This window comes from Aestuariibacter sp. GS-14 (assembly GCF_006494365.1).
Lineage (GTDB): Bacteria > Pseudomonadota > Gammaproteobacteria > Enterobacterales > Alteromonadaceae > Alteromonas > Alteromonas mangrovi.
The window spans coordinates 107,674-131,702 of the sequence record NZ_VHIP01000003.1; the positions used below are offsets into that span (position 1 = coordinate 107,674).

The window sequence follows — 24,029 nt, forward strand, 5'->3', positions numbered from 1 at the left end:
TGCTTTCTTGATTTGCTTACGGCTTAACCGTTGCACATGAGGACACCACGACATGTCATTAAACTTAATTAAGCTTAATGTTGATTATTTTAACATCGCGCATGACGGTCTGTTTGGGTAGTGCCTTTGCGGTTAAAACATTCGGATTATCGCATCAAAGTTTAAAAATAGGCAAGTAATACCGATTAAAGTGCCAAATAAAACTGCCATAAAGCGCGCCTCGTTGGATTTCAGCGTGCCTCGGCCATTCTTTTACTCAACTTTACAGCCCAAAAATAAAGTTGTTGAAATCACTTACTCCGCAGCAGGGGATAGGATAAAATGACGCGGCATGAATACATCTAATCCATCCCAAGTACAATTAATTGAAGCTGAGCCGGATCTCGCCGGGCAGCGCATCGATAACTTTTTACGCACACAATTAAAGGGCGTACCGAAGAGTCTTATTTACCGCATTCTTCGCAAAGGTGAAGTCAGGGTAAACAAAAAGCGGGTAAAGCCTGAGTACAAACTGCAGCCTGGCGATGTTATTCGCATTCCGCCGGTAAAAGTAAGTGACAAGCCCGAAGCGCCATCGCCTAAACTGAATAAAATTGCCAGTTTAGAAGACCATATTCTGTTTGAAGACGATCACATCATTGTGTTTAACAAGCCTTCGGGCCTGGCTGTACACGGTGGCAGTGGTTTGAGTTTTGGGTTGATTGAAGGTCTGCGTGCATTGCGCCCCGAAGCGAAGTTTATGGAACTGGTTCATCGCCTCGACCGCGATACATCAGGATGTATTCTGGTGGCTAAAAAGCGTTCAGCACTTCGCCATATGCACGAGCAGCTGCGCGAAGGGAAAATGGACAAGCGTTATCACGCACTGGTGAAAGGTCAGTGGCCGGATAATCGCTTCAAGGTAAAAGCCCCATTACAAAAAAATGTTCTGCAATCGGGTGAGCGGTTAGTGAACGTATCAGAGCACGGCAAACCATCGGAAACACGCTATCGTATACTGGAGCGATTTGCACAGGCTACGTTGGTGGAGGCTTCGCCCATTACAGGCAGAACACACCAGATCCGCGTACATTGTTTGCATGCCGGTCATCCCATTGCCTGTGATGATAAATACGGCGATGCTGAATTTGACCAGACTATGCTCAGCGTGGGGTTAAACCGATTGTTCCTGCATGCGGCCAGCTTGCGTTTATTTCATCCAAAAACAGAAGAGCCTGTTACATTTAACGCGCCACTTGACGATGTGTTAAGCAGAACCTTAGAGAAACTCAATGAAGCAGTATGAGCTAATCATTTTTGACTGGGATGGCACCCTGATGGATTCTGCGGCCAAGATTGTTACTTGTATGCAACAAGCCGCTGCAATGTGTGACATAGATGTACCCTCCAACGATGCGGTGAGCCATATTATTGGTATTAGCCTGAAGCCGGCCATTAAACAATTGTTCAGTATTGACGACGAGCAATTGGCCGATCGACTGGTTGAAGCCTATAAAGAGGTATACTTAGGCGCCGATACCACACCATGTCCATTGTTTAATGGGGTTGAGGATATGCTGTCGGATCTGGTCTCAAATCAGCATACGCTGGCTGTTGCAACAGGGAAAGCACGTCGCGGGTTGGAGCGAGCCTGGCAACAAACGGGCACGGGACACTTTTTTACCACATCGCGATGTGCCGACGAAGCCGAATCCAAACCTTCTCCTGATATGCTGTTGCAATTGTTGAATGAACGGGGATTATCGCCCTCTCAGGCATTAATGATTGGCGACACCACTTACGACATGCAAATGGCTCAGGTAATTGGTATGGACAGGGTTGGCGTGAGCTACGGCGTACACGCCCAAGTGAATTTAGAAAAACATCAGCCTAAGACTATTGTGCATTCGATAAGCGAATTGCATCAGGTACTGACAGCATAATTGCTGTCAGAGTTTATTTTAGCGCATTACGATGCGCGCTAAGTCGATATTCCATTTGGCCAGCATATCCCGCAACAGCATTATAGGCATCCCAATCAGGGTATTGGGGTCACGTGATTCTATGCGGTCAAACAACAACACCCCTTTACCTTCTGCCCGGAAACTTCCCGCACAATCGTAGGGTTGTTCGCTAAGCAGATAGCGCTCAATGGTCGTTTCAGTTAATGTTCTGAATGTAACCTTTACCGTTTCTACCTGAGTTAGCGTGGCCGATTTTGCGTTGTGTACCAGGCTAAGTGCCGTATAAAACGTAACCGTATTACCCGAACACAATTTCAACTGGGCAATGGCGTTCTGCAGATCGCCAGGTTTGCCCAGAGAGTGAAGTGTGCCTGATGAATCGGTTACCGCGGCTACCTGATCACCCGCTATGATGATGGCATCCGGGTAGTCAGCTGCAATTTGTTCTGCTTTACTTTGCGCTAATCTTGCGGCCAGTGCTTCAGGCCCTTCCTGAGCAAGTGGCGTTTCGTCAATGGAGGGTGATATGCCAGGTAGCTGTAGCCCAATATTGGCTAACTGCGCTAACCGATACCGTGAAGACGAAGCAAGAATAAGTCTTGGGTATGATTTTTTTCTCATAATTTCAGTCGTTTAGTTTTTATATATTACGCCTGCTGACTATACAGTATGAGGCAGCCCTTTATCGATAGTGTAGCGGAATTTTCTTTTCGGTATAGGGTTTTTCACAGGATTTTGCCACCATTGCAAATCCCAACACTTTGGGAAAACATCCGCTGCTTCTTAATTGATTAAAAAGACCATTAATCCTTTGACAGTAAAGGGTTGACGCTATATTATGCGCGCCCTATGCAGAAAGTGAAATTACCTCATCAGGTCGATCCTGTCAAAAGCGCGCTAAAACGTTCAGATTATAAGGGCGTGTTAGCCGTTAAAGATATGGAACGATTAGCCGGCTCAGTTGTCAGTTATGACGAATGGGTTGACGTGGAAGTGCAGTTCAAAAAAGACGAGCAGGGTCTTACTGTATTCCGCGGTGCACTTGATACTAAGGTATCACTTATCTGTCAGCGGTGTAATGAGGCATTTGATTGTCCACTTCATGTTGAATTTTGTTTTAGCCCAGTGCAGGGGCAACAAGACGCAGAAGCATTACCCGAAGCCTATGATCCGGTAGAGGTCGGCGACCATGGAGAAGTCAGTCTGCTTCATTTGTTTGAAGACGAGTTGATTTTGTCATTGCCCATTGTACCCTTTCATGCAGAGGAAGCGTGTACAGGATCAAGTGATGACATGCAGTTCGGTGAGATTGAACCGGAACAAAAGCAACCAAACCCTTTCGCGGTTTTGAAAGAACTTAAGCGAGACCAGGAGTAAGTTATGGCTGTACAACAAAATCGTAAAACGCGTAGTAAGCGTGGCATGCGTCGTTCACACGATGCATTGACAGGCGCGACTTTGTCTGTCGATTCAACGTCGGGTGAAACACACCGTCGTCACCACGTAACCGCTGATGGTTACTACAAAGGCAAAAAAGTCATCGGTAACTAAGTTACTGGTGCTGACATTTTGTCTAAACTAACCATTGCGTTAGATATCATGGGGGGCGATCACGGTCCCCCTGTTATTCTTTCAGCTGCAAAGCAAGCTATTCAATCACTTCCCGATGTGCAGTTTATTCTGTGCGGTCGTGAAGAAATCATATCCCCGGCACTTGACGATCTTACCAACGACCAGCGCAGTCGCGTTGTAGTTGAGCATTGTGAACAATCAGTAGAAATGGGCGAAGTACCCACGTCAGCATTGCGCAATAAAAAGCAATCATCCATGCGCAGAATGCTGGAATTGGTTGAGTCTGGTCAAGCCCAGGCTTGTGTCAGTGCGGGAAACACAGGCGCGTTGCTAACGCTGGCATTTTGCGTGTTAAAAACACTGCCGGGTATCGACAGACCCGCGTTGGTGTCTGATATGCCAACGGCCAGTCATCACCGTGTCTTTTTGTTAGATCTGGGGGCTAATGTTAACTGTACCTCAGAAATTCTGTTCCAGTACGGAGTTATGGGTTCGGTGCTGGCAGAACAAATTAGTGGCATTCAGCAACCCCGCGTCGCATTGCTCAACGTGGGTGAAGAAGATATCAAGGGCAATGCTCAGGTAAAATACGCCGACCAGTTGTTCCGCAATGCCAAAGGGTTAAATTACATTGGCTATGTGGAAGGGGATGATATCTTTACCGATAATGCCGATGTAGTGGTAACCGACGGTTTTACCGGCAATATTGCGCTTAAATCTTGTGAAGGTCTGGCTAAGCTGGTAATAAATGAGATCAAGCGTCAGTCGCAGCAAAGTTTTTTCAGCAGACTGATGGCTAGAATTGCACTTCCGCTGTTAAAAACCGTGTATAACAGGGTGAACCCCGACCAGTATAACGGTGCCAGTCTGATAGGATTGCGCGGCATTGTGATCAAGAGTCACGGTAACGCCTCGGCCGATGCATTCTACTATGCCATTCTGCAAGCCAAGCAGGAAGCCGAGATGAACGTGCCAGAAAAAATAAAAAGTAAAATAGAAACCGTTTTATTGGAGCAACTTTGAGCAAATTTTCACGTATTATCGGGACGGGAAGTTATTATCCCAGTGATGTGCGCACTAATGCTGATCTCGAAGTCATGGTGGACACCAGTGACGAATGGATAACAGACCGCACCGGTATCAAAGAACGCCGAATTGCCGGGCCGCATGAAACGGCTGCAACAATGGGAGCAGAAGCCAGCAAGAAAGCCATTGAGGCTGCGGGCATCGATCCTAAATCCATCGACATGATTGTATGTGCAACCACATCAGGTCGTTATGCTTTACCAAGTACCGCGTGTGAAATACAAAACATATTACAACTCGACAACATCCCCGCTTTCGACGTAGCCGCGGCCTGCGCTGGTTACTGTTACGCGCTGAGTGTTGCAGACCAGTACATCAAAAGTGGTATGGCTAAGCGTATTTTAGTGATTGGCACCGACTGTTTGAGCCGGTTAGTGAATCCGTCTGATCGCACAATGGTTATTCTGTTTGGCGATGCTGCTGGTGCTACCCTTATTGAAGCCAGTGATGAGCCGGGTATTTTATCTACCCATATCAATGCTGCAGGTTCATACAGCGATTTGTTGTATGTGGGTAACCCCACGCGTGGTGATGAGCAATCTGTTCACGAAAACTGGGGTGTCATGAAAGGCAACGAAGTCTTTAAAGTGGCGGTTACCAAGCTTTCCGAAGTAGTGGAACAGACGCTTGCTGCCAATAACATGGCAAAATCTGATCTTGACTGGCTGGTCCCTCACCAAGCAAACTTCCGAATTATAAAAGCAACAGCGAAAAAGCTGGATATGTCACTTGACCAGGTTGTACTTACCCTGGAGAAGTATGGCAATACGTCAGCTGCGACCGTACCTACGGCACTCGATACCGCTGTTCGTGATGGCAGAATCCAACGTGGTCAGCATTTATTGCTGGAAGCATTCGGCGGTGGATTCGCCTGGGCATCTGCGTTAGTGCGCTATTAAGCGTTGCAGATTGAGTTCGTAGTTAATCAGAAAAATAATAAGGAATTTTTATGTCTCGTATCGCCTGCGTATTTCCTGGTCAAGGATCACAAGCGGTTGGCATGCTCAAAGAACTTTCAGAGACGCATCCTTCAGTTATTGAAACATTCTCTCAGGCTTCCGCTGTATTAGGCTATGATCTTTGGGATCTGGTACAAAACAATGCTGAGAAGCTAAACGAAACGCAAGTAACGCAACCCGCGCTATTAACGGCAAGTGTTGCGATTTACCGTATTTTAGCAGAGCAGGGCATTGAACCCGAGTACATGGCCGGGCATAGCCTGGGTGAATATTCAGCGCTAGTATGCAGCGGCGTAATAGCCTTTGAGGATGCGGTTAAATTGGTTGAATCCCGCGGAAAATTCATGCAGCAAGCAGTACCTGCTGGTGCGGGTGCAATGTATGCGATTATCGGTCTGGACGATGAAGCCATTGCTGATATTTGCCATCAAACCGCCATCGCTACTGGCGATGTAGTGGCTCCGGTTAATTTTAATTCACCTGGTCAGGTCGTTATTGCAGGTGAAACCAAAGCGGCCGAACAAGCTGCCGCCGCCTGTAAAGAAGCTGGTGCAAAACGTGCGCTTCCGCTATCGGTAAGTGTGCCTTCGCATTGTGAGTTAATGCGTCCGGCAGCAGATCAACTCGATGATGCTCTAGCTAACATTACGATAAATGAGCCATCAGTGAAGGTAGTAAATAACGTCGATGTAGCGGTTGAATCTAATCCCGATACTATTCGCAATGCGTTGGTTCGTCAGCTTTATTGTCCCGTACAATGGACCAAAACCATTGAATTCCTGGCGGCTGAAGGCATCGACACTGTCATTGAAATTGGGCCGGGCAAAGTGTTAACCGGTCTGGGTAAACGCATTGCCAATACCGTTAATTATATTGCTATTAATACACCAGACACGCTTACTGCGTGGCAGGAAGCGTAAACAGGAACGTAAAAAATGAGTGATTTACAAGGTAAAATTGCGTTAGTTACCGGCGCAAGCCGCGGCATTGGTAAAGCCATTGCTACACAACTGGCTGAGCAAGGCGCAATTGTAATTGGTACTGCAACCAGCGATTCAGGCGCAGCAGCCATTACTGAGTATCTTCAGGCGACAGGCGGCAAAGGTATGACGCTGAATGTAACTGAGTCAGGTGCCTCTGAAGCACTGGTGAAAGCCATTACAGAAGAGTTTGGTTCAATTGATATTTTAGTGAATAATGCCGGTATCACACGCGATAATCTGCTAATGCGCATGAAAGATGACGAGTGGCAGGCAATCATGGATACTAACCTGACATCCATTTTTTCATTGTCAAAAGCCGTTTTGCGTGGAATGATGAAGAAACGCTTCGGCCGTATCGTGTCGATAGGTTCTGTAGTGGGTTGTGCAGGCAACGCTGGTCAGGCAAACTACGCAGCTGCAAAAGCCGGTGTGATTGGTTTTTCTAAATCTCTGGCACGTGAAGTGGCTTCCCGTGGCATTACCGTTAACGTAGTGGCACCAGGCTTTATTGATACAGACATGACAAAAGCGCTAAGCGATGAACAACGCGAAGCGATTTTTAAAGATATTCCGGCGAACCGTTTGGGTCAGCCAGAGGAAATTGCCGCCACAGTAAGCTTCCTGGTAAGCAATGGTGCGGCATATATAACCGGTGAAACCATTCAGGTGAATGGTGGTATGTATATGGGTTAAGTCTGATTTGAGTGTTAATTTGTAAATTGCATTGACACTCATGAAGATAAAACCTTGAATGTAAAAATCTTGTTGATTAAACTTGGTTCGCTGCTGGTTTGACCAGGCCATTTGTTTCTACTGGTTGCTTGCAAGCCTCGGGCTTGCAAAATAAACTAGCGGCATTTTTTGTATCTAGTGACGTTAAGGGAAACCTAGAATTATGAGTAACATTGAAGAGCGCGTAAAAAAAATCATCGTTGAGCAGCTTGGTGTTAAAGAAGAAGAAGTTAAATCCGAAGCATCGTTTGTTGATGATTTAGGCGCTGACTCACTTGACACCGTTGAATTGGTAATGGCGTTAGAAGAAGAGTTCGATACTGAGATTCCAGATGAAGAAGCTGAGAAGATCACGACTGTTCAGTCTGCTATCGACTACATCAACGCAAACAAAGACGCGTAAGCATCTTTTTCCAGATAAAACGGCTCGATAACGAGCCGTTTTCTGTTTACCTTCCTTATAAGTTCCAATGCGAGGGCATTTTGTGACAAAACGTCGCGTAGTGGTTACTGGTCTGGGCATGCTATCCCCACTGGGTTTGTCAGTAGACAAAACCTGGACACGTCTGTTAGCGGGCGAGAGCGGGATCGGTGAAATCACCCATTTTGATTGCAGTGACTATTCCACCCGGTTTGCCGGTCAAATCAATGATTTTGACCCACAAGAATATATCGACAAAAAAGAAGCCAAGAAAATGGACCGCTTTATCCAATTAGGGATAGCTGCGGGTAAACAGGCTTTAGCCGATTCAGGCTTAGCGATTACCGCCGACAACGCGCATCGCGTAGGTGTAGCGATTGGCTCTGGGATCGGTGGTCTTGAACAAATTGAACAGAATCACGTGAAGTTGATGAACAGCGGCCCACGTCGCGTGTCGCCATTTTTTGTTCCATCTACTATCACTAATATGATTTCTGGCTTCCTGTCGATAATGGAAGGTCTTAAAGGGCCAAACCTGAACATCGTTACAGCGTGTACCACTGGTGTGCATAACATTGGTGTTGCGGCCAGAACCATTGCTTATGGCGATGCTGATGCCATGCTGGCAGGCGGCGCAGAAGCGACTATTACGCCGCTGGGTATCGCCGGCTTTGCTGCAGCTCGCGCCTTATCGTCTCGCAACGATGCGCCACAACAAGCCAGTCGTCCCTGGGATAAAGACCGTGACGGTTTCGTTATGGGCGAAGGTGCTGGCGTAGTCATGCTGGAAGAGTATGAATCAGCTGTTGCTCGTGGGGCGACCATTTATGCCGAGTTGGTTGGCTTTGGGATGAGTGGAGACGCATATCATATGACCTCGCCACCAGAAAATGGTGAAGGTGCAGCCGCTTCTATGGTGAATGCACTTAATGATGCGCAAATTGTGCGTGAAACGATCGGCTACATTAACGCGCATGGTACCTCTACACCTGCTGGTGACATTGCAGAAGTGTCTGCGGTTAAAGGTGTATTTGGTGAACATGCACATAAGTTGCTGGTGAGTTCAACCAAATCAATGACGGGTCACTTATTAGGTGCGGCTGGTTCAGTAGAAGCTATTTTTACAATACTGGCACTGCGTGACAAAATGGCTCCGCCTACCATAAACCTCGATAATCCGGGCGAAGGGTGTGATTTAGATTTTGTTGCACACAAAGCCAAAGCATTTGAAGAAGAGTATGCGTTATGTAACTCATTCGGCTTTGGCGGTACTAATGGCAGTTTGATTTTCAAACGCCCATAGTACGCATCGCCGTAAAGATGACAAAACGGGAGCACATGCTCCCGTTTTTGTTTGCTTTCAGAGTAAATTTCCCGATTAATAACTGTTATACTCGCCCTAATGATGGATTTTACATTTCGCAGGGCATGACAGAGTCTGTTCAAATACAATCACTTAACCAATTTGCTCTGAACGAACGACTGGCTAATTACGGCGATGGTGTCTTTACCACCATGCATGTTTCAGATGGCAAAGTAGGTTTGATGTCACGGCATATTGCGCGTTTGGTAAATGATGCTGCGGCGTTAGGCCTGACAGTATCCAAAGACAGTATTGAACAGCTAATTACACAGGCGTTAATGCAGCGCAGTGACGGCGTGTTAAAGATCTTGATTGGAAGTGGCCAGGGTGGGCGCGGGTATTCTCGCCCGGACACGGTTTCTTTGTCGGCTGCGGTCAGTTGGCACCTGGTCCCGGCATTTTATGATGACTGGCGCAGGAATGGCATTGCATTGGCGGTGTCGCCAATCACACTGGCGCAGCAACCGTTGTTAGCCGGATTAAAACACGCAAATCGCTTGGAACAAGTGTTAGTTAAACGGGCCATGCAAAACATGCACTGTGACGACTGCATAGTAACCGATCGCAATAAAACCATTATTGAAGCCAGTGCGGCTAATGTATTTTGGTATAAGCAGGGCATCTGGTTTACACCAGAACTTTCGCAGGCCGGTGTTAATGGTGTTATGCGGCAGTTTATCTTACAGCATGTCAACAATATAGAAATTGGCGAGTATCATTTGCGCAATCTTGCTGATGCTGAAGCAATCATGCTCACCAATGCGTTAATGCAGATAGTGCCTGCTCATTCATTGGTGATGGGCAACCAATCCGACATTGTCAAATATTCGCTGGAGCCGGTTCACGCGATACAAACGTCATTAAAGTGCGCATATGATCAGGAAAGCGCCTGTGCGTAAACTGTTCATACTGGTGCTCTTACTGATCGCGGCCGGGATGGCAGCGAACGGCTGGTTTCAGCAGCAATTAAATACGCCGCTTGTACTCAGTAGCCCGGTTTTGTATACCTTGCCAGGCGGGCAGACTGCCATCGCAACAATCAACGAATTTGATCGCAACGGCTGGTTACCCATGCCTCGTAAGGTGGCCAGACTGTGGTTGAAATTTGTTGCAGACAATACTCGTATTCGCGCCGGTACATATGAGATTCAACCGGGAAAAACACTGGCAGAAGTGTTTGCGCAGTTGGCATCCGGACAGGAAGCACAGTTCAATATAACCCTCATTGAGGGTCTGACATTTGAGCAGTGGGCACAAACATTGGTATCTCATCCACGATTAACTAATGACTTATCTGAAGAGAGCCTCCAACCGGTGCTCAATAGCTGGCGCAATCACGCTGATCAGGATGTGACATCACTCGAAGGATTGTTATTAGCTGAAACGTATCGCTTTACCGCAGGCACTAAAGCCAGCGTAATAGTGCAGCGTGCGTCCAATGCGATGCAAACGTATTTATTGGATAATTGGGAAAAGCGAATAGGTGGATTACCTTATAAAACACCCTTCGAGGTGTTGATTATGGCGTCCATCATTGAAAAAGAAACCGCGCTTGAACATGAACGGGCGCATATCGCTGGTGTATTTGTTAATCGCCTCGACCGCAATATGCGCTTACAAACCGACCCAACCGTGATCTACGGTCTGGGAGAGCAATTTGATGGCAACCTGACTCGTAAACACTTGCGGGAAGATACGCCGTACAATACCTATGTACATAAAGGTCTGCCTCCTGGCCCGATTGCCATGATTGGTAAGGCTGCGGTAAACGCAGCATTGTTACCGGAAATTACTGATGATCTGTATTTTGTAGCGAAAGGTGATGGCAGCCATGTGTTTTCCGCTACGTTAGCGGAGCACAATCAGGCGGTCAGGCAGTATCAGTTAAAAATAGAGGATAAGTAAGCGCCCATGAGTGGAAAGTTTATCGTTGTTGAAGGCCTTGAGGGCGCTGGCAAGAGTTCGGTAATTGCATTAATTGAGTCGCTGATCAAGGCAAAAGGCCATCACACTATTACTACCCGTGAACCTGGCGGTACGCCTATGGCTGAGGCCATTCGAGCATGCGTGAAGCAAAATTGGCAGGAAACGGTAGTTGAAGAAACCGAGCTGATGCTTATGTATGCTGCCCGGGCCCAGTTGTTGGCGAATGTGATCAAACCGGCTTTGGCGGAAGAAACCTGGGTTATTGGCGACCGTCACGATTTATCTTCACAGGCCTATCAGGGCGGGGGGCGCGGTATATCGCATTCAACGTTAACTGCCTTGCGCGATCTAACGTTAAAAGGCTTCAAGCCAGACCTAACCCTGTATCTTGACGTAGAACCGGCAACTGGCCTTGCGCGCGCTCGTGGCCGTGGTGAACTGGATCGCATTGAACTGTCGGGACTTGCATTTTTCGAGCGCACGCGGGCGCGATATCAGGCGTTGGCTGCACAAGACGAAAGCATAATAACTATAAGCGCTATGCAGACTATGCCTGAGGTTCACGTTCAGGTCCGTGATGTTGTGGAGCAGTTTCTGCAATGATACAGCACAGTGCTACACAAGACTCTCTCTTGCCTTGGCTTACGCTAACGCGTGAGTCGTTGATGCAACGATTTTTACAGCACAGCCTGCACCATGGCCTGTTGGTGAGTGGGCAAGAGGGCATCGGTAAACGTTGTTTGGCTGATGCGATGATGAAAGGGATCTTGTGTTTACAACCGTCAGTGCAGGGTGCTTGCGGAATGTGTCAGAGTTGTAAACTGGTAAATGCCGGTACTCATCCTGATCATCATGTGCTGGAAAGTGAAAAGCAGTTGGGCGTAGACGCCATTCGAACCAGTATTTCCAAGCTCAGTTCAACACCGCAAATAGGCCGTCACAAAGTGTTACTGATCCCCGTTGCCGAGAAAATGACAGAAGCGGCATCAAACGCGCTTTTGAAAACGTTGGAAGAGCCCACTGATAATACGTATTTGTTTCTGCTTACCAGTAAAATTAATAGTTTGCTTCCTACCATACTGAGCCGTTGTGAAAAGGTACATTTGCCCGTGCCAGAGATCGCCCAAAGCCTGAATTGGTTAATCGAACAGGGCGATTTTGAGGTTTCGCAAGCCTTGCTACAGGCATATGGTAACGCGCCGCTCAGAGTATTAAAGGCTTTGCAGGATGAGAACAGCGTGTCGTTCCGGGAGTTTAGCGATGGCTTGGCGGATATGTTGGCGGGTAAAGCCGATATTACCGCGATGGCAGGTAAGTGGCAGGGGAGTACAGAATTGGTTCTTGACTGGTGTCAGCAATATTACCATGATCAGTACCGGATGCAGCTGCGTACCAGCGATTTTGAACGGTATCAGCAGTGCCTGGCATTTGCCCGGCGTGCCCAGCATCCAGGCATCAATAAAACACTACTGTTATCACAACTTTTTTCTCAATTAGTTCAAGCATAAGAGGCACATTTTGTTTGTAGATTCACATTGCCATTTAGACCGACTCGATAAATCTCCCGAGGCATTACGCGATACATTGGAATTTGCCCGCCGTCGTGGCGTTGAGCACTTTTTATGTGTGTCCGTATCGGTGAAAGATTATCCTGCGATGGCAGAAACAGTGGCTGAATTTAACGATGTGTCTGTGTCGTGCGGCGTGCACCCTTTACACCAGGAAGATGCCTGTGATTATAACGACTTGCTTACTGCCGCTCGCGATGAAAAGGTCGTGGCCATTGGTGAAACCGGCCTGGATTATTACTACAGTGCAGATACGCGAGATGTACAAATACAATCGTTTATTGACCATATCCGCGTAGCAAATGAAACTGGCAAGCCGCTGATTATCCACACTCGTGATGCACGCCAGGAAACGATTGATTTGTTAAAAGCCCATTTAGTGCCGGGAACTCAAGGGGTTTTGCATTGCTTTACAGAAGATTTGGCTATGGCGCAGGCGGCTATTGAACTTGGCTTTTATATTTCCCTTTCAGGCATAGTAACCTTTAAGTCAGCCACTGAGTTACAAGAGGTCGCTAAAGCTGTCCCACTAGACCGTTTGTTAATTGAAACTGACTCGCCCTGGTTGGCGCCGGTACCTTATCGCGGAAAGCAGAATCAGCCGGGTTATGTGGTAGAAGTGGCTGAATTTATCGCGAAATTACGAGGGATATCCACAAAGCAACTGGCTGAAGCAACTACGTCTAATTTCTATCGTTTATTTTCACTGGCAAAGAGAGTAGAGGCGAAGGCAACTGCATGAGCGGCTGGCGGACGCGTTTGGTAAATAGCCTTGCGCTCACTCAGGACATACCAGAGAGTCGTTTTTTTCAATTGGCGACACAGTCTCCCGATGGTCAGTTACACAATCGAACAGTAGTGTTCAGGGGATTGGATGAGACACAGGATGTGTTGTATCTCGTTACTGACACCCGCAGCCAAAAATGTCTCGATTTTCAATGTAATCGCAGAGCTGCGCTGTGCTGGTATTTTGCGCATAGCCGAGAGCAATATCGATTCTCCGTAACGGGGGAGGTTTGTACCGTTCACTCGCACGAATCACTGTGTTCGGATTATTGGGCCCAGTTATCAGAATCAGCAAAATCCCAGTTTTTTTGGGGCGAACCAGGTAGTGTGCGCGAAAATCCTGAATATCCATTGAAGATTGTTACGCCACCAACACAAATCCCCCCATTTCACTTTGCGGTTATCAAATTAACCGTACGAAACGCAGACTATCTGAGCCTCACCGGTAATCCTCAAATCCGTGAGCGATTTGAATTGCAAAATGGCCAATGGATTTGCCAGCCAATTCTGCCCTGAACTTGCTTCACAGCTTTTGTTTTTTATGACTTTTTGAGACATCGATGTCATTCCATCGTTTGAGCAAGAAGCGCTTAGTTATCATAATACTAAGCCACAACTGGCTAAAGTATTAACCGTTTAACAGGCATTTTTTGACTTGTAATGTTACTTGTAACATACTGACCCGATAATAAGGCCGTAAAGGATGGCTATGAGTAATAAGAAAGCACTGACACTACAGGATATCGCTGATGAACTGGGGATAACCAAAATGACGGTGTCGCGTTATTTTCGCGAACCGGAGCGCGTAGCCAAAGCTACCAGGGAACGGATCGCCCGAATAGTGGAAACCCAGGGCTTCATACAAAACCGCGCACCTTCGCTCATGTCAAAAGCGATGTCCAAGACGCTTGGCGTAATTATCCCTTCGCTGTCAAATCAGGTTTTTGCGTCTTTGGTTGAAGGCATTGAATCCATCACTCAACCCGCTGGATTTGACATTTTACTGGCTCATTCCGGGTACGATCCAAAAGTTGAAGAGCGCAAAGTTGCCATGCTGCTGTCTTATCGCGTTGACGGCTTACTATTGTGTGAAACCACACACACGCCGAAAACGGTAAATATGATCAAGCAGGCCGGCATACCAGTAGTCGAGGCCATGGAGTTACCTGACAAGCCGTTGGATATGGCGGTAGGTATGGATCACATGCAGGCATCTTATCATGCCGTTACAAACATGATTAAGCGCGGTCGTCGCCACGTAATTTATTTGGCCGCCCGTCTGGATAACCGCACCCGGCTGAGACAAAAAGGCTATGAGCAGGCTATGTGGGATGCGGGCCTTACTCCGTCTAGTGTAGCCACCCCCTTTCATTCCAGCTTTACTCAGGGACAGGCATTGATGCGACAAGCGTTAAACAACTATAACAACATTGATGGCGTGTTTTGTACTAACGATGATCTCGCTATCGGCGCTATGCAATATTGCATGGAGAAGGGGATTCGCGTACCGTCAGATATGGCAGTGGTGGGTTTTAATGCGCTGGATATCGGGCAGGCGATGAAGCCCAGATTAACCAGTGTGGTTACACCCAGAGAAGCTATCGGAAGAAAAAGTGCACAGTTACTGATTGATGCAGTATGTGGCTCCCGGGTTAATCAAACCAAGTTCGATTTAGGTTATTCACTTACCGAAGGCAGTAGTTGGTAGGCCCGCTCAACCAATGCGTCAATCGATTCATTAATATTTAGCGTTATGATGTCATTTTCGCTGCTATTTGGACGCTCCAATGTCTCAAACTGGCTTTTTAACATACCTGCCTTCATAAAATGACCCTGACGTGCCTGCATTCTCTGTTCTATTAATTCATACGAACCGTCAAGAAAAACAAACGACACATGAGTGATTTGTTGCCTGAAAATATCGCGGTAACGTTGCTTAAGTGCCGAGCATACCACCACAACATGTGTGTCGCGGGCCAGGATTGCATTGGCCTGATGGCATATTTCCCGCAGCCAGGGCGCTCGGTCTTCATCGGTTAACGGCACACCTTGAGCCATTTTTGCTATGTTGCTGGCAGGGTGCAAATCGTCCCCATCAATAAATACAGCGTGCATAGAGGTGGCAAGTGCCGCTGCAACGCTGCTTTTGCCGCTGCCACTCACCCCCATTACTACAACACAGCGATAAATTACAGATTGCGTGGATACAGTCATAGCGGATACTTGTTTGTTGTTAAGAAAATGTATATCTTTAATGTTATGCGTAACATTCTAGCGATGACGTGCAGAATGTAAATATAAAAATGAACAAAGCACACTTAAAATAAGGGGAAATACGTGGAGCAGGGGATGTTGCTGTTATCCGGTGGTGCCATGGTAGGAATACTGATGCTGCTGGTTATCGTGGTGCGAATGCACGCATTTATCGCGCTGATTCTGGTTAGTTTTGTCACTGCCTTAGTGACGGGTGTCGATACGGATAAGATTGTATCTGTGATGCTATCGGGTTTCGGTGGCACGCTGGCTGCTGTTGCGCTGTTGGTAGGGCTGGGAGGCATGATTGGTAAACTGCTTGATGCCAGTGGTGGCGCTGATGTGCTGTCAAAACGCTTACTTGATTTGTTTGGCGAACAAAGAGCACCTTTCGCACTGGGCGTTGCCTCATTATTGTTTGGTTTTCCTATCTTTTTTGATGCCGGTCTGATCGTAATGATGCCGGTTTTGCTTACTGTCGCGCGCAAACTGGGTAAGTCAACTCTGCCGTTTGTGTTACCCGCTGCGGGGGCTTTTGCGGTGATGCATGCCTTTGTGCCACCGCATCCAGGCCCGGTCGCTGCGGCCGATTTACTCGGTGTGAACATGGGTATGTTGCTGCTGGTAGGCTTGTTGGTTGCTATACCCACCTGGTTCTTTGGTGCTTATTTGTTTGGTTTATATGCAGGTACAAAGTATCCACTGCCTGTTCCGACGTGGTTTTCAGCAACGTGCAGTCATTCTGATGTGAAATCCCGGCCATCGTTTTGGCGTGTCATCCTTATTCTGATAACGCCTCTTGTACTGATTTCGCTGGATACCGTGGCCAATACATTGCTAACAGCCGGCGTACTTGAACAAAGCACCTGGGTAAGTAATCTGAGGCTATTGGGTAAAACGCCGGTGGCACTCATGATCACACTATTACTAACACTGTGGTTACTGCGCGCTCAATTTTCAAGAATGCAATTAGAGTCTCTTTGCAACGATGCGCTGGGGCCGCTCTGTGCAGTAATTTTAATTACCGGCGCAGGGGGCATGTTTGGTGGTGTATTGCGCGCATCGGGTATTGGCGATGCGTTGGCTGGCATGCTGGCGGAAACCGGATTACCCATTATTGTTGCGGCGTTTATTCTGTCGTCCTGTATTCGCGTGGCGCAGGGCTCTGCAACCGTCGCCTTAACTACCACTGCCGCTTTACTCGCGCCTGTCGTGGCAGCTCAAACGGGGCTGTCTGCGATGGACTTGTGTTGCATTGTTATCGCCATTGCTGGCGGTGCAACCGTACTTTCGCATGTCAATGACTCTGGTTTTTGGTTGGTGTCCAGATTGCTTAATATGGACGAAAAGACGACGCTTAAAACATGGACGGTGATGGAAACGTTACTTGGCAGTCTTGCGTTTTTGTTTGCTGGCGTGCTTAGCTGGTTGTTTTAACAGAGGTTTGGATAGGCGCAGGACGTTTTGTGGCCTATCCAAACGAACATTGTAAATAAACGATATACCGCGTTTTACTGGCTCACTTCGTCTGGTTTTGGTAAGCCAAATTGTGCAAGCGCTACTTCATATGCCCCAGTCTCAACCCCGTTTAAAGGCGCAAAATTGGGCGCGTCACTGGGTACTATTAGCGTTGGCGTGAACAATTGCGGTCGCGTTAACGCAATAATTGCGGGAATAAACGTGGGGTATTTGGTTAACGGTCCGCCCAATACAAACATGTTAGGATTTATCACTGTGGCCATAGACGCAATAATTCGCGAAATGACTTGTAGCGCAGGGTGAGAGGTCAGATCGTCACCGGCTTCCAGCGCTTCCTGCAACTTGTGCTTGTGTACATAATCCTGCAGGTTAACACCGTCCTCAATCATAATATGCCCAAGCTCTCCAGCCATACCCGATGCACCTTTAATCAAATGATTATCAAAGTACACACCACCACCAATACCCTCACCAAAATAGATGAACATAAAATTGGATTCCTGCTGCGCGATACCATTGGCCTTTTCTGCCAATGTTGCCCAGTTAACGTCATTATCTATGGTCACTGTGCAGTTGAAATGATGACTAAACAACTGTTTGAAATTGATGCCGTGGATCACTGTGAATTGAGAAAACGGTAGGGCAATAATTTCGCCTGTAGTGGCATTCACCGGTGTTGCCACCGATACACCAATAGACAACAATGGCGCTTGTTGATCATGAAGTGATAATTCCATGATTTGAATAACAGCTTTGATAAAGTCTTGTTTGTTCCAGCTGGGATCAATGGTAAAACACTGGTCGCGAATCACACCAAGCGCAAGGTTTGTAAGGCGCAACTGAATTTGTTTTACGTCAATTGCCAGCGCCAGAATAACGCCTTTGGTGGCATTAATCTCGTAAATAATGCCCGCACGACCTTGTTTATTCTGCGTTTTTCTTTTGGTTTCAATTACCAGACCCTGCTTGAGTAAGCGTTGAGCCGACTCTGATATAGTGGGTCTTGAAATACCGGTGAGTTTCGCGATAGAAGCGCGACTCATTGGCCCATGTTGTTTAATCGTATGAAAAAACAACCTGTCTGGCATGAGTGCCAAAGGTTGTTTCCTGTCAACCGCGTTCGTCGGGGTGTCATTGTTATTTTGCATGTTGTAATTGTCTTTATTGCGACACATCAAGCCTGTAGGGCTTTATTCTTGTTGTACTGTGAACAAAGCATTGTGTTTACAATTACCATCAAACCTGTTCACAAAGTGTTTTGTTAATATACCTGCTTTTTACTCACCTTCCAGCTTTTTATAAAGTTAACCGGGTTAATCAAGTTGGTTATGTAGTACTAATACCGCAAGAGGTGGCCAAAGGTGCTTCTTGTTGGTTAAGGTTACTCACAATCCTTTCTATTTTTAAAATAAAGATTATAAATAACAGTGTGTTATTTTAATTATAGCATCATGTGATTAACAGGTTTTTAACCAGAAACGGTGAATATTGCTGATTTCAATCGTATTTTTAAAACAAAACGTCGTGTTTCAATTGAAAATATCTTTATTTGCCAGTCTAGCAATTACTACACCGCATTGAACAAAAAATCGGTGAATGACAAGTATTTTACTTATTTGTTAGGTTTCTTTACAAAACGCTTGCATTGTTATCAAATTGTAAGCTATAAGTTTACCTGTTACAGGTTGTTAACAATGTTGGTGGTCTGTACGGTTCAATACGGAAGAGAGAAATCGTATTGAATGTTAGCACTGCGTACTGCGTGTAGGACTTCCTACGACTTTGCGTTATCGGAATAGTGGTTGGGTCACTTATGACAACGATGGCAAAAAGCAGGCACAAACGCACATATAAACAAAAGTGTTAATCTCAATTGGAAACCAAAACTATGTTTTATAAGAATAAACTAGCAACAGCTGTATCCGGGGCACTTTGTGTCATGGTCGCGTCGGGCGTCTATGCACAGGAAACGGACACGGTAGAAAAGATTGAAGTAAGAGGCGTAAGAGGCAGTTTATCCCAGTCGATGAATGTCAAACGACAATCAACGGGCGTTGTGGATGCTATTTCTGCTGAAGACATGGGTAAATTCCCTGATACCAACTTGGCAGAATCACTCCAGCGCATTACCGGTGTATCGATTAACCGTGTGAACGGTGAAGGTTCAGAAGTAACGGTACGTGGTTTCGGCGGTAACTTTAACCTGATTACGTTAAACGGCCGTCAAATGCCTGCTGCTAACGTTGCATCAATTACAGGTAACCCGTTAGACCAGGGCGCATCTGGTACTACGCGTTCTTTTGACTTCTCTAACCTGGCTTCTGAAGGTGTAAGCGGTATTGAAGTATACAAAACTGGTCGTGCGGCAGTGCCATCAGGCGGTATTGGTGCAACCATTAACATCAATACGCTGAAGCCACTGGCACAGGGCGATGATCGCGCGTCAATTGGTGTTAAAGCCATGAAAGACGAAGGCGGTGACGGTGTAACACCAGAGTTAAGCGGTGTAGCTAACTGGGTAAATGACGACGGTAACTTCGGTGTTGCGCTGTTTGGTTCTTATCAGGAACGTGATTCTGGTAGCCGCCACATGAGCGTGGAAAACTACCAACTGTACAACTGGGATTCAACGTCACCGGGTACGTTTGGTTTAGTTGACGGTGCTACCGTAACCAATGCACCAGAAGAAGGGCAATTGGTTGCTATGCCTTCTAACCTGGGTATTGGTTTAAACAATGATAACCGCGAACGCGTTAACGGCATGTTAACCGTGCAATATGCGCCTAATGATCAAATGACCATTACTGCTGATGCAACGTACGCGAGCAACACCATTTCTTCTACGTCAATTGTAGATGGTATTTGGTTTGCGCGTCAGTTTACCGATATGGAATTTGATGGCAACCCAGTGGTTGCTACGCCTATTCGTTTTACTGAAGATATCGATGGTGGTAAAGATTTCTTCTTCCAAAACCTGGTAATGGGTGCGAAGGACGAGCTGAAGTCATTTGGCTTTAACGTAGACTGGTGGGCAAACGATGCCCTGAACCTGCGTTTTGACGCCTCATTAGCGGAAGCAAGCAGTGGCGGCAATGGCCCATACGGCAAAAACGTAATTCGTTTCAACGTTGCTGGTGCTACTGCTGGTTGGCAAACAGTTGATTACTCGCAGTCTTTACCACAAGCAAGTATTGTTGTAGACGATTCAATCAAGGGTAACAACAACGGAATCTTTGATTTGGCTGATGTTGGTCCGCAGGTAACCCGCGCAATTTCGTCTGATCAAACGTCAAAAGTAAACCAGTTCCGTTTCGACGGTACCTGGGATAAAGGCGGCGATTTAAAACTTGATTTCGGTTTGGGCTATTTGTCTACCGAAATGGAACAGGTTCGTTACGAAACTGAAGCACAGCTGGGTGGCTGGGGTGTTGCTGATGTAGGCAATATTCCGGAAGGACTGTTAGAGGTCACTTGTACCGCATGTGCGTTCCAGGATCACAACATGGGTGGTGTCGCGGGTGCCGATGCGATGGCCGTTCCGGCAGGCGCAACTACAATTCCATTAGGTAGTGTGTCGTTCCGTGGCAATGCCGTTGATTTGTTAAACGCAGTGGCGCCAGCTTACGGTTATACACCGGGCGATCTGCCAGCGGTAAGCTCTGCCAACAACACCGTTAAAGAAGACATTTTGTCATTGTATGCAATGGCAACATTGGAAGGCGAAATTGGTGGCTTTGAAGCGAACTTAGTAGTAGGTGCGCGTTACGAGCGCACAGATGTAACTTCTATTTCGTTACAGTCGGTACCCGAGCAAATTATTTGGACGTCAGATAACGATTTCCGTGTTCAGTTAGGTACGAATACCGAAGCGCTGTCGGAAGATCACATGTATGAGAGCTTCCTGCCAAATATCGACGTATCACTTAACATTACTGATGATATAAAAGCCCGTGCGTCTTATAGCATGACCTTAGCGCGTCCTGCTTATAATCAGATGTACACTGCTACCAGCATTGGTGCACCGGGTCGTCCTACCTATTTAGGTGGTGTGGCTTCGGGTAGCCGTGGTAATGCTAAGCTGGATCCATTGTTGTCTAACAACTTCGATGTGTCTCTGGAATATTACTACGACGAATCCAGCATGGTGTCAGTAGGTTACTACCGCAAAGACGTAGAAAACTTTGTGGGAACACAACAAGTTTCGCAAAGCCTGTTTGGTTTGCTTGACGCTACATCAGGCCAGGCTGGTACAACGTCGGGTGATGCTATCGCAGCATTGCAGGATCGTGGTATCGAAGTAACTGAACGTAACTACTTCACTATGACAGCACTGCTTGCCAATCCGGATGCCTATCCGAATGGCGCAGACGACTTTGTGGAAGGTCAGTTGTTCGCAGACGAAGTATTTGCCGCTTATGACGTAGCGCCTGAATCTGGTGATCCTCTGCTGATGTTTGAAGTGACTCAGCCTGTGAATAACCAAAGTGCACGTATCTCTGGTTACGAGTTGGCATGGCAACACTTCTTCGGTGAAAGTGGCTTTGGTTATCAGGCTAACTTTACCATTGTTGATGGTGACATCGGCTACGACGTAGGTGCCGATCCTTCACTGGATCAGTTCGCTCTGGAAGGCTTGTCAGACAGTGCCAACATTGTATTCATTTACGAAAAAGACGGTTTGTCTGCTCGTATTGCTTACAACTGGCGTGACGCGTTCCTGTCAGAAGTTAACCGTTCAGTGTCATCTGTTCGTAACCCGTTGTTTATTGACGAGTACGAGCAAATCGACGTGAACGTGAGCTATGACTTCAGCGAAGACCTGACAGTAAGCCTGGACATTATTAACCTGACTGAAGAAGGTCAGCGTCAGTATGGCCGTAGCTACAATAATACGTTCTTCGTTCAAGAACTGGACAGACGTTTCGTGTTGAGCACACGTTACACGTTCTAATCTGTCGAGGCTGCCTGATTGGTTGGGTCAGGCAGTCGTTTCAATTACCGCCAGATTCTGGTTTGCCTGCAACCGCAGGTAAAGGTAGGATGCATACTGGCGGTTAATTTTAGGAACAGTAGGAATAAATCTTTGTATAGCAATGTGTTACCGACAGCGTTTAAATGCGATTGCGGTAAAACATTAAAACGGGTTTATTGGTACTTTTCTTAGCAATATTGCGAAGTTTGTTATGTCAAATATTACCGTATTAAACAACATTGACCACAGTTCGCTTAAGGTGAACGTTAATCCAGCAGATAACCCGTCTCTCAGGGTAAATCGCACTCAGGTGTACGCGTCAGAAATTGCCGACCTACAAAAAGAGTTCCCGGTGTTAATTTATCGCGACGAGCAGGGTAATTCACTCCAGCTACATGCCATTCTGGGTTTGGAAAAAGACGAAAATCTGTTCCTCGACGACAACGGCTGGACGACGCGCTTTGTACCGTCGTTACTCGCCAGAGGGCCGTTTAGTATTGGGTACCCCAAGGCCAAAGAAGGCAGTGAAAAACCCGCGCCAATGATATGCATCGATTTGGATGACAGCCGCGTAAATGCGCAGAGTGGAGAGGATATTTTCCTGCCAATGGGCGGAGAGTCAGGCTATCTGCAATATGTGAAAAAAGCATTGCAAACAGTGGAAACTGGCGCACAGTACAATCAAACCTTGTTTGCGTTGGTAACGGAAATGGATTTGCTGGAGCCCGTGTCGGTTGAAATTAAATTAAGTAATGTCGAACAGGTAAAACTGAATAACTATTACACCATTAATCAGCAGAAACTGGCGTCTTTACCAGGAGAGCAGCTAAGCCGATTGAATCAATACGGGATGCTTGGACCACTTTATTTGTTAATGGCGTCGATGGGGAATTTTCAACAGCTTATTGCCCTGAAGAATGCCAAAAACGCAATGTTCTGAACAAGGTAGCGACATGGCAACACATGCTGTAAGGGTTCTGGAAGGTATAACGCCAGACACTATACCATTTGACGATTTATTCGCGCTTAACGAACCAGTAATTCTTAAAGGGCTGGTAAAAAACTGGCCGTTGGTAAAGCAGGGAACGTTATCGCCCGATACGTTACTGAATACACTGGCAGAAGCCGATAGCGGTAACCCACTGTTGGTGTACAAAGGCGCGCCGGACATCGCTGGGCGCTTTGGGTACAATCAAACCTGCACCGGTTTCAATTACGTGACCGAAAAATCGCGACTGGCCGACGTACTTTCGCAAATAGCCAGTCAGATGGATCAGGATAAACACGACTACCTGTATGTTAATTCTCTGCGGTTTGATCAGGGATTACCTGAACTCAGTGCACAGAACACGCTTCAATTCACACACCCGGAATTCAATAATAATCAGCCTGTGCCCAAAATCTGGATAGGTACTGAATCCGTTGCGGCAGCGCACTTTGATCAACCCAAAAACATCGCCTGCTGTGTGTTAGGTAAACGCCGTTTTACCCTGTTCGCACCTGAGCAGGTTGAAAATCTTTACCCGGGGCCACTGAGTCCAACACCGGGCGGACAGGTTGTGACCGTGGCAAATCTCGCTGATCCTGATTTCAATAAATACCCTAAATTAAAAACAGCACTGGATAACGCCTACATTGCTGATTTAGCACCGGGAGATGGGTTGTATTATCCCAGCATGTGGTGGCACGAAGTGGAAGCCATGGATCGCTTTAACGTAATGGTGAACTTTTGGTGGATGACAGCAAAATCCTTTTTGGGCAATCCTATGGATACCCTGTTACATGGTATGCTCAGCCTGCGTGACAAGCCGGATTCTGAAAAGGCTGCCTGGCTGGCACTATTCAACTATTATGTATTTGGTGATGCATCGCAGGTAACTGCGCATCTGCCGCCAGAATGTCACGGCCCGCTGGCGCCCATGAACGAGGTATCGGCGCGTAGAATGCGCGCTATGTTACTGAATAATCTGAACCGTTAAACGAGCG

24 protein-coding genes are annotated in these 24,029 nt (G+C 46.9%); 21 read left to right on the plus strand and 3 right to left on the minus strand.

Going from position 1 to position 24,029, the window contains the following annotated elements:
- The first annotated feature begins 331 nt into the window (after positions 1-331).
- Both rluC and FJ444_RS06355 read left to right on the plus strand, forming a co-directional pair.
- On the plus strand, positions 332-1,285 hold the full coding sequence (gene rluC, locus FJ444_RS06350) for a 23S rRNA pseudouridine(955/2504/2580) synthase RluC (protein ID WP_140957094.1): 954 nt from the start codon (positions 332-334) through the stop codon (positions 1,283-1,285).
- Positions 1,272-1,922 (plus strand): HAD family hydrolase, encoded by a 651-nt coding sequence (locus tag FJ444_RS06355; RefSeq protein ID WP_140957095.1) that lies wholly within the window; start codon positions 1,272-1,274, stop codon positions 1,920-1,922. Before rluC ends, FJ444_RS06355 begins: the two co-directional genes overlap by 14 nt.
- 18 nt (positions 1,923-1,940) lie before the next feature.
- Here the strand turns inward: FJ444_RS06355 and FJ444_RS06360 are convergent, their stop codons facing one another.
- Positions 1,941-2,564: a nucleoside triphosphate pyrophosphatase gene (locus FJ444_RS06360; RefSeq protein WP_140957096.1), complete on the minus strand. Its 624-nt coding sequence runs from the start codon at positions 2,562-2,564 to the stop codon at positions 1,941-1,943.
- A gap of 228 nt (positions 2,565-2,792) precedes the next feature.
- On the opposite strand from FJ444_RS06360, the gene yceD reads away from it, so the two are divergent.
- From yceD to FJ444_RS06435, 15 genes are all read left to right on the plus strand, one after another.
- Positions 2,793-3,320, plus strand: coding sequence for a 23S rRNA accumulation protein YceD (gene yceD / locus FJ444_RS06365; protein WP_140957097.1), 528 nt, complete (start codon positions 2,793-2,795; stop codon positions 3,318-3,320).
- A gap of 3 nt (positions 3,321-3,323) precedes the next feature.
- Positions 3,324-3,494 (plus strand): 50S ribosomal protein L32, encoded by a 171-nt coding sequence (gene rpmF / locus FJ444_RS06370; RefSeq protein WP_073324727.1) that lies wholly within the window; start codon positions 3,324-3,326, stop codon positions 3,492-3,494.
- Between the two features lie 18 nt (positions 3,495-3,512).
- Positions 3,513-4,538: a phosphate acyltransferase PlsX gene (gene plsX, locus FJ444_RS06375; RefSeq protein WP_140957098.1), complete on the plus strand. Its 1,026-nt coding sequence runs from the start codon at positions 3,513-3,515 to the stop codon at positions 4,536-4,538.
- A complete protein-coding gene (locus FJ444_RS06380; RefSeq protein WP_140957099.1) occupies positions 4,535-5,500 on the plus strand; it encodes a beta-ketoacyl-ACP synthase III in 966 nt (321 codons plus the stop codon). Before plsX ends, FJ444_RS06380 begins: the two co-directional genes overlap by 4 nt.
- Before the next feature lie 50 nt (positions 5,501-5,550).
- Positions 5,551-6,480, plus strand: coding sequence for an ACP S-malonyltransferase (gene fabD, locus FJ444_RS06385; RefSeq protein WP_140957100.1), 930 nt, complete (start codon positions 5,551-5,553; stop codon positions 6,478-6,480).
- Positions 6,481-6,495: 15 nt separating this feature from the next.
- A complete protein-coding gene (gene fabG / locus FJ444_RS06390; protein WP_140957101.1) occupies positions 6,496-7,236 on the plus strand; it encodes a 3-oxoacyl-ACP reductase FabG in 741 nt (246 codons plus the stop codon).
- Between the two features lie 202 nt (positions 7,237-7,438).
- Positions 7,439-7,678, plus strand: a complete 240-nt coding sequence (acpP, locus tag FJ444_RS06395; protein WP_018981476.1) for an acyl carrier protein — start codon at positions 7,439-7,441, stop codon at positions 7,676-7,678.
- 82 nt (positions 7,679-7,760) lie between these two features.
- Entirely contained in the window at positions 7,761-8,999 is a 1,239-nt protein-coding gene (gene fabF / locus FJ444_RS06400) for a beta-ketoacyl-ACP synthase II (RefSeq protein ID WP_140957102.1), read from the plus strand.
- Positions 9,000-9,124: 125 nt separating this feature from the next.
- The gene (gene pabC, locus FJ444_RS06405; RefSeq protein WP_181405087.1) at positions 9,125-9,958 is read left to right on the plus strand and encodes an aminodeoxychorismate lyase; all 834 of its coding nucleotides are present in this window, start codon (positions 9,125-9,127) and stop codon (positions 9,956-9,958) included.
- Positions 9,951-10,964 carry an endolytic transglycosylase MltG gene (gene mltG, locus FJ444_RS06410; RefSeq protein WP_255439059.1) on the plus strand — a complete coding sequence of 338 codons (1,014 nt, stop codon included), beginning with the start codon at positions 9,951-9,953 and terminating at the stop codon, positions 10,962-10,964. Before pabC ends, mltG begins: the two co-directional genes overlap by 8 nt.
- A gap of 6 nt (positions 10,965-10,970) precedes the next feature.
- Entirely contained in the window at positions 10,971-11,588 is a 618-nt protein-coding gene (gene tmk / locus FJ444_RS06415; RefSeq protein WP_140957105.1) for a dTMP kinase, read from the plus strand.
- Entirely contained in the window at positions 11,585-12,493 is a 909-nt protein-coding gene (gene holB / locus FJ444_RS06420; protein WP_140957106.1) for a DNA polymerase III subunit delta', read from the plus strand. Before tmk ends, holB begins: the two co-directional genes overlap by 4 nt.
- A gap of 10 nt (positions 12,494-12,503) precedes the next feature.
- Entirely contained in the window at positions 12,504-13,295 is a 792-nt protein-coding gene (locus FJ444_RS06425; RefSeq protein WP_140957107.1) for a TatD family hydrolase, read from the plus strand.
- Entirely contained in the window at positions 13,292-13,855 is a 564-nt protein-coding gene (locus FJ444_RS06430; protein WP_140957108.1) for a pyridoxamine 5'-phosphate oxidase family protein, read from the plus strand. The genes FJ444_RS06425 and FJ444_RS06430 overlap by 4 nt, the downstream gene beginning before the upstream one ends.
- Positions 13,856-14,048: 193 nt before the next feature.
- The gene (locus FJ444_RS06435; protein WP_181405088.1) at positions 14,049-15,047 is read left to right on the plus strand and encodes a substrate-binding domain-containing protein; all 999 of its coding nucleotides are present in this window, start codon (positions 14,049-14,051) and stop codon (positions 15,045-15,047) included.
- Here FJ444_RS06435 and FJ444_RS06440 read toward each other — a convergent pair.
- Positions 15,017-15,553, minus strand: coding sequence for a gluconokinase (locus FJ444_RS06440; RefSeq protein WP_140957110.1), 537 nt, complete (start codon positions 15,551-15,553; stop codon positions 15,017-15,019). The genes FJ444_RS06435 and FJ444_RS06440 overlap by 31 nt on opposite strands.
- 135 nt (positions 15,554-15,688) lie before the next feature.
- Here FJ444_RS06440 and FJ444_RS06445 point away from each other — a divergent pair, with 135 nt between their 5' ends.
- A complete protein-coding gene (locus FJ444_RS06445; RefSeq protein WP_140957111.1) occupies positions 15,689-17,029 on the plus strand; it encodes a GntP family permease in 1,341 nt (446 codons plus the stop codon).
- Between the two features lie 74 nt (positions 17,030-17,103).
- Here FJ444_RS06445 and FJ444_RS06450 read toward each other — a convergent pair whose 3' ends face one another.
- Complete coding sequence (locus tag FJ444_RS06450) at positions 17,104-18,219, minus strand: ROK family transcriptional regulator (RefSeq protein ID WP_181405089.1); 1,116 nt, start codon at positions 18,217-18,219, stop codon at positions 17,104-17,106.
- 740 nt (positions 18,220-18,959) lie between these two features.
- Between FJ444_RS06450 and FJ444_RS06455 the strand changes: the two genes are divergently transcribed.
- The 3 genes from FJ444_RS06455 (at position 18,960) to FJ444_RS06465 (ending at position 24,022) form a co-directional block, all read left to right on the plus strand.
- Positions 18,960-22,022, plus strand: coding sequence for a TonB-dependent receptor (locus FJ444_RS06455; RefSeq protein ID WP_140957113.1), 3,063 nt, complete (start codon positions 18,960-18,962; stop codon positions 22,020-22,022).
- Between the two features lie 232 nt (positions 22,023-22,254).
- On the plus strand, positions 22,255-22,983 hold the full coding sequence (locus tag FJ444_RS06460; protein WP_140957114.1) for a SapC family protein: 729 nt from the start codon (positions 22,255-22,257) through the stop codon (positions 22,981-22,983).
- A gap of 13 nt (positions 22,984-22,996) precedes the next feature.
- Positions 22,997-24,022 carry a cupin-like domain-containing protein gene (locus FJ444_RS06465; RefSeq protein WP_140957115.1) on the plus strand — a complete coding sequence of 342 codons (1,026 nt, stop codon included), beginning with the start codon at positions 22,997-22,999 and terminating at the stop codon, positions 24,020-24,022.
- Positions 24,023-24,029: the final 7 nt, after the last annotated feature.